At 71.4% G+C, this 7,919-nt stretch carries 6 protein-coding genes and 2 pseudogenes; 6 read left to right on the top strand and 2 right to left on the bottom strand.

The features are described 5' to 3' along the window. The first annotated feature begins 107 nt into the window (after positions 1 to 107). Genes BBK14_RS06665 through BBK14_RS06680 form a run of 4 tightly spaced genes read left to right on the top strand, consistent with a single transcriptional unit; the run spans position 108 to position 4,538 of the window. On the top strand, positions 108 to 1,208 hold the full coding sequence (locus BBK14_RS06665; protein WP_071060313.1) for an NAD(P)-dependent alcohol dehydrogenase: 1,101 nt from the start codon (positions 108 to 110) through the stop codon (positions 1,206 to 1,208). Continuing rightward, positions 1,208 to 2,017 (top strand): enoyl-CoA hydratase/isomerase family protein, encoded by an 810-nt coding sequence (locus BBK14_RS06670; RefSeq protein ID WP_071060314.1) that lies wholly within the window; start codon positions 1,208 to 1,210, stop codon positions 2,015 to 2,017. Before BBK14_RS06665 ends, BBK14_RS06670 begins: the two co-directional genes overlap by 1 nt. After that, a complete protein-coding gene (locus tag BBK14_RS06675; protein WP_071060315.1) occupies positions 2,014 to 3,168 on the top strand; it encodes an acyl-CoA dehydrogenase family protein in 1,155 nt (384 codons plus the stop codon). The genes BBK14_RS06670 and BBK14_RS06675 overlap by 4 nt, the downstream gene beginning before the upstream one ends. After that, complete coding sequence (locus BBK14_RS06680; protein WP_083390765.1) at positions 3,168 to 4,538, top strand: acyl-CoA dehydrogenase family protein; 1,371 nt, start codon at positions 3,168 to 3,170, stop codon at positions 4,536 to 4,538. The genes BBK14_RS06675 and BBK14_RS06680 overlap by 1 nt, the downstream gene beginning before the upstream one ends. A gap of 71 nt (positions 4,539 to 4,609) precedes the next feature. On the opposite strand, the gene BBK14_RS06685 is transcribed toward BBK14_RS06680, so the two are convergent. Then, positions 4,610 to 6,274 carry an AMP-binding protein gene (locus BBK14_RS06685; RefSeq protein WP_071060316.1) on the bottom strand — a complete coding sequence of 555 codons (1,665 nt, stop codon included), beginning with the start codon at positions 6,272 to 6,274 and terminating at the stop codon, positions 4,610 to 4,612. Positions 6,275 to 6,480: 206 nt separating this feature from the next. On the opposite strand from BBK14_RS06685, the pseudogene BBK14_RS42030 reads away from it, so the two are divergent. Further along, positions 6,481 to 6,714 (top strand): annotated as a pseudogene (locus BBK14_RS42030) (helix-turn-helix domain-containing protein); the annotation flags it as partial. Positions 6,715 to 6,842: 128 nt separating this feature from the next. After that, positions 6,843 to 7,061, top strand: coding sequence for a hypothetical protein (locus BBK14_RS39680; RefSeq protein ID WP_071060317.1), 219 nt, complete (start codon positions 6,843 to 6,845; stop codon positions 7,059 to 7,061). A gap of 423 nt (positions 7,062 to 7,484) precedes the next feature. On the opposite strand, the pseudogene BBK14_RS38115 reads toward BBK14_RS39680, so the two are convergent. Further along, a pseudogene (locus tag BBK14_RS38115) lies at positions 7,485 to 7,919 on the bottom strand (IS1634 family transposase); the annotation flags it as partial.

Raw genomic sequence — 7,919 nt, forward strand, 5'->3', positions numbered from 1 at the left:
GGTGAGCACGAGCGGCAGACTCGGCTTACCTGCCATACCTCCATGACACCGCAGGTCCCATGAGATCGCAGATCTCCGGACCGGGACACTAGCCGGGAGGCCGTTCGATGAAGGCGACCGCGGCGGTACTGCGTCGGTTGGACGGGTCCTACGAGCTCGAGGAGATCGTGCTCGCCCCGCCCGGTCCCGGCGAACTGCTGGTCCGTGTGGTGGGCGTGGGCATGTGTCACAGCGACCTCGTGCCACGGCGGCCCAAGTCGTTCGCGCCGCCGCCGATTGTCACCGGTCACGAGGGCGCCGGCGTGGTCGAGGCCGTCGGCGAGGGAGTACGGCGGGTGTCGGTCGGCGACCACGTCGTGCTGTCCTTCGACTCCTGCGGTGACTGCCGGAACTGTCGGAAGGGCCTGCCGCCCTACTGCGACACGTTCCTGGTCCGCAACATGTTCGGGCGGCGGGCCGACGGCACGACCGGGGCGCGCGACGCGGCGGGGAACGCGATCTCCTCGCGGTGGTTCGGGCAGTCGTCGTTCGCGACGCACTGCCTGGCCACCGAGCGCAACGCGGTTCTGGTCGACCGGGAACAGCCGCTGGAGAAGCTGGGGCCCCTCGGCTGCGGCATGCTGACCGGCGCCGGATCGGTGCTCGTCGGGATGAAGGTCACCGCCGGCGCCAGCTTCGTCGTGTTCGGTGCCGGCGCGGTCGGGATGGCCGCGATCATGGCGGCGAAGGTGGTCGGCGCGTCCCCGGTCGTCGCCGTCGACCTCCATCAGCACCGGCTGGAGCTCGCCCGCGAACTCGGCGCCACCCACGTGTTGAACGGAACGGACGCCGACCTCGTGCCGCGGATCAGGGATCTCACGGACGGCGGTGCCGACTTCAGCTTCGACACCACGGCGAACGTCGAGTCGATCGCGAACGCGGTCGCGGTGCTGCGGATGGCCGGGCACTGCGGGCTGGTGGGCGTCCAGAGCCGACCGGTGACGCTGGGTCCGATGGCGCTGGTCGGCAAGACCGTGTCGGGGATCCTCGAGGGCGGCGCCGACCCGCACGTCCTCGTTCCCCGCCTCATCGACCTGTGGCGGCAGGGCCTGTTCCCGTTCGACCGGCTGATCGAGACCTTCCCGCTCGAGGCGATCAACGCCGCGGAGGAGGCGACACTTTCCGGAAAGGTGATCAAGCCTGTGTTACTGCCCGAGAAGACGACCTGATGGATTCGACGCTCGTCGAACGCGGCGGCGGCCTGGTCACGGTCATCTTCAACCGGCCGGAGAAGAAGAACGCGCTGGACGGGACGAACTGGGCCGACCTCGACCGGATCCTGACCGAGGTCGCCCGGAACCCGGCCGACCGGGCGCTGCTGCTGACCGGCGCCGGTGGGAACTTCTCCTCGGGCGCGGACCTGACCGGCGGCGCGGGCACGGGGGGCGGGGCCGGCGAGGCTGGCGGACTTTCCGGCCCCCGGCAGGCGATCCTGCACGAGATGCGCACCGCCGGCGACATCGTGAACCGGCTGCACCGGTTGCCGAAGCCGACCATCGCGGCGGTGGACGGTGTCGCCGTCGGCGTGTCGCTCGGCCTGGTGCTCGCCTGTGATCTCGTCGTCGCCAGCGACCGGGCCCGGTTCTGCGAGGTGTTCGCCCGGCGGGGCCTGTCCCTGGATGGCGGGACGTCCTGGAGCCTGCCCCGCCAGATCGGGTTGCGCCGGGCGAAGCAGATGGCCCTGTTCGGTGACTGGGTGAGCGCTCCGGACGCGTTGGCGTGGGGCCTGGTCAACGAGGTCGTACCGGCCGACGAGTTGCCGAAGGTCGCCGCCGCGTGGGGCCGGCGGCTGGCCGCCGGGCCGACGACCGCGCTCAGCCTGATCAAGCGGCTGCTCGACGCGAGCGACTCGACCACGTTCGAGCGGGCGGTCGAGGACGAGGCCCGGGCCCAGCACATCGCCTACACCACGAAGGACGCGCGGGAGGGGTTTCGGGCGTTCGCCGAGCGCCGCGAACCCCGGTTCACCGGCGTATGAGCGTCGGTCTGCTGGCGTCCGCGACGCCCGAGCAGGAGCTGCTCCTCGACTCCAGCGCCAGGTTCATCGAGCGGACGATGCCGCTGCCGTCAGTCCGGGAGCTCGCCGCGGGCTCCGGCGGAGTGGACGCGCGCTACCTCGAAGCCGCGGGCTCGCTCGGCTGGTTCGGGATGCTGGTCGGCGAGGAGCACGGCGGCGGCACCGTGTCGGGCAACGGCCTGCTGGACGCGGCGGCGGTCGCCGCCGAGCGGGGCGCCGTCCTGCAGCCCGGCTCGTTCGTCGCGGCGAATGTCGTCGCGCACCTGCTGGCGGCCGAGGGCCCGAGGCACGGCGGGACCCTCGCCCGGCTGGTGGCCGGCCGGGCCCGGGCGACCTGGGTGGTGGGCGACGTCGCCGGGCTGACGCCGGGCGCCGGCGCGATCGTCGCGGGCGAGGACGGTGCCGGCGGTTTCCGCCTGGCCGGCGACGTCCGGCACGTACCGGACGCGGCCGACTGCGACCTGCTGGTCGTGGCCGCGCGCGGGCCGCGCGGGCTGACGCAGTTCCTGGTCACCGCAGACACTCCCGGAGTCCAGGTGCGGCGGATGACGAGCCTGGACATCACCCGACGGCCGGGCGCGGTGCGGTTCCACGATGTCCGGGTGGGCGCGGACGCCGTGCTCGGAGCGCCGGGCGACGCGACCGCGGCGCGGTTCGAGCATCAGGTCGGGACCGCCGCGGTCCTCACCGCCGCGGAGTCGGTCGGGGCGATGCACCGGGACCTCGGAGCGGCGGTCGAGTACGCCAGGACACGTATCGCCTTCGGACGGCCGATCGGCTCGTTCCAGGCGGTCAAGCACCTCCTCGCCGACCTGAGCCTCTCCCTCGAGATGGCGAAGGCGGTGGTGGCCGCCGCCGCGGAGTCGCTCGGTTCCGGGGCGCTCGGTTCCGGGGCCCGCGACGGGATGGATCTCGCGCACGCGGCGAAGGCCTTCGTCGCCGAGCAGGGCGTCGAGCTGGCCCACGGCTGTTTCCAGGTCTTCGGCGGGGTCGGTTACACCTGGGAGCACGACCACCACCTGTTCATGAGGCGCCTCGCCGCGGACGCGGTGGCGTTCGGCTCGGCGCAGTGGCACCGCGGCCGGCTGGGCGAGCGGATCGGAGTCGGTTGATGCGGGACATCGCACCGGAGCGTGACGGCAACGCGGCGCCGGAGCGTGACGGCAACGCGGCGCCGGAGCGTGGCGACAACGTGCCGGCGGAGCGTGGCGACGACACGGCGGTGCCGGCTCTCGACGAGTACCGGGCGCGGGCCCGGTCCTGGATCGAGGCGAACCTCGAGCGACTGCCGGCCCCTGCCCCCCGCCGGGGCGGTACCGGTCCGGCGGCGATCGCGGCCGGGCGCGCGCTCCAGCGCCGGCTGCACGAGGCCGGGTACGCGGGGATCACCTGGCCGCGTGAGTACGGCGGCCAGGGCCTCGGGCCGCAGTACGAACGTGCCTTCCAGCAGGAGGCGCGCGGCTACCGGCTGCCCGAGCTGGGAATAGCCGGCGGCACCACGTTCGGCGTCTGCGCCATGACGATGCTCGCGCACGCGTCGGCGGACTTCCTGCGCCGGCACATCCCGAGGATCCTCTCCGGCGAGGAGCTGTTCGTGCAGTTCTTCTCCGAGCCCGAGGCCGGGTCGGACCTGGCCGGCGTGCGCACCCGAGCGGTCCGTGCCGGCGAAGGGTGGGTCCTCAACGGGTCGAAGATCTGGAGCAGTGGCGCCTACTACGCGGACTGGGGCATGTGCCTCGCCCGCACCGACTGGGACGTGCCGAAGCACCGCGGCCTGACGTGGTTCGCCGTCCCCGTCACCGCCCCCGGCGTGACCGTGGAGCGGATCAGGCAGATCACCGGCGACGCGGAGTTCTGCCAGGAGTTCTTCGACGACGTCGTGCTCGGCGACGGCGACGTCATCGGCCAGGTGAACGACGGCTGGACCGTCGCCCAGACCATGCTGATGTTCGAGCGCGGGGGAGGGCTCAGCCACGGCACCCGCACCACGCGGGCCTCGACCGGTGTCGCGCCCGACCTCGTCGAGCTCGCCCGGGCCGCCGGCCGGCTCGCGGACCCGCTCACCCGCGACCTGATCGTGCGCGCCCACGTCGACGACGTGGCGCGCCGGGCGTTGCTCGCGAGGCTCGGCGCGCGGATGCGGACGGATCCCGCCCAGGCGCTCCACCTCGCGTCCTACGCCAAGCTGGTCAGCGGCGTCTACGACCCCGTCCGCGCCGACACCGCCATGCGCGTAGGCGGCGCGGACGCCGTGAACTGGGACGCCGTGAACGGGGACGGGGAGCCCGGCGAGAGTCTCGGGAGGAAAGCCGCGGTCGGCTTCCTCAACAGCCGCTTCATGTCCATCGCCGGCGGCACCAACGAGATGCAGCGCAACAGCATCGGAGAGCGGGTGCTCGGGCTTCCCCGCGAACCGTCGTTCGACAGCGGCAAGCCGTTCCGGGAGGTTCTGCGGGACGCCCGCGGCTGGTCGTCGGACTGAGAGCAGCCCGACCATCGCGGCCACCCGACCATCGTGGCCACCGCGCCGCACGGCCGCCGCGCAGTCGCCCGTCAGGTTCTCGTCACGGTGGCGGAGACCGCCTCGAGAGCCGCGCGTCGTGCCCAGGTGTAGTCGGCTTTGCCGGTGGCATGGCGGCCGATCCGCGGGCACAGCAGCACCGCCTGGGGCGCCTTGAAACGCGCGAGCTGGCCGGCGACGTGCTCGCGGACCGAGGTGGGAGACAGCTGCGCACCCGTCCGGAGCTGGACGAGCGCGACCACCTCCTCGCCGTAGCGGTCACTCGGCCGCCCGACGACGAGCGCGTCGAGGATGTCGGGGTGCTGCCGGAGCACCTCCTCCACCTTTTCGACGAACACCTTCTCGCCGCCGGTGTTGACGACCATCGCGTCGCGTCCGAGCACGACGATGCCGCCGTCGCTGCCGTAGCGGGCGCGGTCGCCGGGAACCGAGGTCCGCCGGCCGCCGACGAGCGGGAAGGTCTGTTCCGTGCGTGTCCGGTCGCCGAGATAGCCGAGTGGGATCCGGCCGACCCGTGCCGTCCAGCCGACCTCGTCGTCCCCGGGTTCGAGGAAGCGGGACCGGTCCGCGGACAGCACCGCGGCACCCGCGGCGAGCCGGAACCGGTGCGCCTGCCTGCCCGACGTCGACGTTCCGAACGCCATCCCGCCCGTTTCGGACGCGCCGTACCCGTCGACGACGGTGAGCTGGGGCAGCAGCTCGAGCAGCGCCTGCTTGAGCCCGGCACTGGTCGTCGCACCGCCGGTGCCGAGGCGTACCAGCGAGGTCAGGTCGTAGGAGCGGGCCCGGATCTCGTCCACCAGCGGCCGGGCGTAGGCGTCGCCCACGATCGACATCATCGTCACCCGCTCACGCTGGATGGTCCGCAGGATCGCGCGGGCGTCGAAGGGCCGGGAGTCGTCGTGCAGGACCACCGTGCCGCCGTGGACGAGCCCGGCGAACGCGGTCCACTGCGCGGCGCCGTGCATCAGCGGAGGAGCCGCGAACCAGACGCCCGCCCCCGTCCTGGCGATCCCCGCGATGACGTCGCGGGTGGCTCCCTCGGCGCCGCCCGCGGCGCCGACGTAGACGTCCCCCTGACGCCACAGCACGCCCTTCGGTGTACCGGTCGTGCCGCCGGTGCAGACGAGGTAGAGGTCGTCGGGTGACGGGACGGGAAGATCGTGGACGCCCTGAGCGTCGGCGAGCGCGGACGGGAACGAGGTGCTGCCCGGCAGGGGGGCGACGCCGGAGCCGTCGTCGACGTCGATCAGCAGCAGTCCGTTGAGGCGGCCGTCGGGCCGGGCGTTCAGTCGGACGGCCTGGGCGACTTTCGGGCCCAGCCGTCGGTGGTACACCACGGCCTCGGCGCCGACCTGGCTCAGCAGCGCGCCGATCTCCCTCGGCGCATAGTGGTGGTTGACGTTGAACGGCACGGCGCGTGCCCGGAAGGCCCCGATCATCGTCTCGAGGTACTCGGGGCAGTTCGACATCACGACCGCCACGGTGCTCTGGCCGCACTCCCAACGCCGCAGCTCGTGACGTTCCCGCCGCACCCCGAGCCCGTGCCGGCGGAGGTACGCGGCGAGCCGCCGGGTGCGGTCCCGTACCTGCGCATAGCTGCGGCGCACGGTCGCCGACACCAGCATGTCGCGGTTGGGGGCCACGTCGGTGACGACGTCGAGCACGGCGGGTAACGACCACTCCTGGGCTGTCACGTGGCTCTCCCTCACCCGCCGGGCGCGGTTCCGGCCCGCGCGCGGGTTGTCCGGTTGACGTAGGCGTCCAATATCTCTAGATATATAGCCATGACGCAAGAGTCTGTCCCGTCCTACCACCCGAACGTCCGGGCGGACCGTGACGGATTCGTCGTGACCGTCACGATCGACCGGCCGGAGTCGAGGAACGCCTGCACGGGTGACATGTGGGTGGCGCTCGGGCGCATCTTCCGGGAGGTCGGGCACTCCGGTGCCCTCGCCAACAGACCGCCCATGAACGCACCCGACGTGAACGGATCCGACTCCAGGCTGCCGAGATGTTCGCTCGCGGTACCAGCGACCCGCAGATCACCCGGTGCTTGCGCGTCTCACGTACCTCGGTGAACCGATGGCACCAGGTAGACCGATGGCACCAGGTAGGGGGAGCGCGGCGACGAAGCTCCCCACTGGCAGGGGCGGCGGGGGAATTCCTCCAGACCTGTTTTCGTTCTGCGGGTTCGGGTAGGAACCCATTTCCAGCCTCTTCCCCCAGGTCAGACCTGGGGTATTCCCCTCGAATGGAGCGTATATGGGTGTATGGCCGCGTCTGGACGAGTTCCAGGTATTCGACCACGAGATTCGCCGTCTGCGGCGGGCGCGCAGCCTCAGGGGGGAACGCATCAGCAGGGCCGCGCTGCTGCGCATTGCCATCGACCTGGCGGTGGCCCAGGCAGGCCGAGACGACATCGAGAACCTACAGCGCAGATCTTCCGACCATCCAGACTCTGGATGGTCGGAAGACCGGTAGCGCACCCCCGTGCCGGCACATCACCCCAGGTCGCAGGCCCAGGCCGACTTCTGGCACCCCACAGGATTTCGGAGTCCCACAGGCTAGTCAGGGACCCTCTCACCAAAGACGTCCTTGSTCATCTCTTCGATCATCAGAATCCTGGCGCGTCGTTGATCGCCCGCGGTGTCAACTGCCTGGCCCTGATTATGGATGGGTCCGTGCGGAAGGCGCGTCACTCCGGCCTCAGCCACATCTTGCGGTGTCGCCCACTCGGTCGGCTCCGGCAATCCCTTTTCCGCTAGCAGGGCCCGGAAAGACGGTGTATCGGTCTTGCCGAGAACCAGGTTGAGCACATCGACATTGTAGGGGCGCAGCTCGGCCCACAGGGACTCCTGTACTCCGCACGTTTGGTTTTCATGCTTTGACCTRCCCGTTTCGTGATCACGGGGGTTTGGTCGGGTCTACTCCGAGGAGGTTGAGTACGCGCTGCTGGAGCGGTGTGGGCCGGGGGATGTAGGCGGGCTGGCCGTCGCGGGCGGGCACGAGACGCAGGCCGGAGAGGGCTTCGAGTAGGAGCCGGCCGGTGGGCTTGGCGGGTCGGCCAGCGTAGAGACCGGCGACCGTTCCGGTCGGACCGGTGGAACGCCGGACCTCTCGTTCGATCAGCGAGAACAGCAGCAACGCGAGGCCGACGACGTGGAGCAGTCCGTGGATCCGCTTGTTGTTCTCGAGGTAGATCGGGTCGGCCTCGAGCGGGCCCTTGAACGCGCCGTAGCGCCGTTCGGAGGCTTCCTGGCCCTTGTAGTCGACGAAGACCGCGGCGGTGTCCTTCTCCTCGACGGTCTGGTTCGTCAGCAGCGCGAACCAGCCGTCGGC

The sequence above is a fragment of the Parafrankia soli genome (assembly GCF_001854695.1).
Lineage (GTDB): Bacteria > Actinomycetota > Actinomycetes > Frankiales > Frankiaceae > Parafrankia > Parafrankia soli.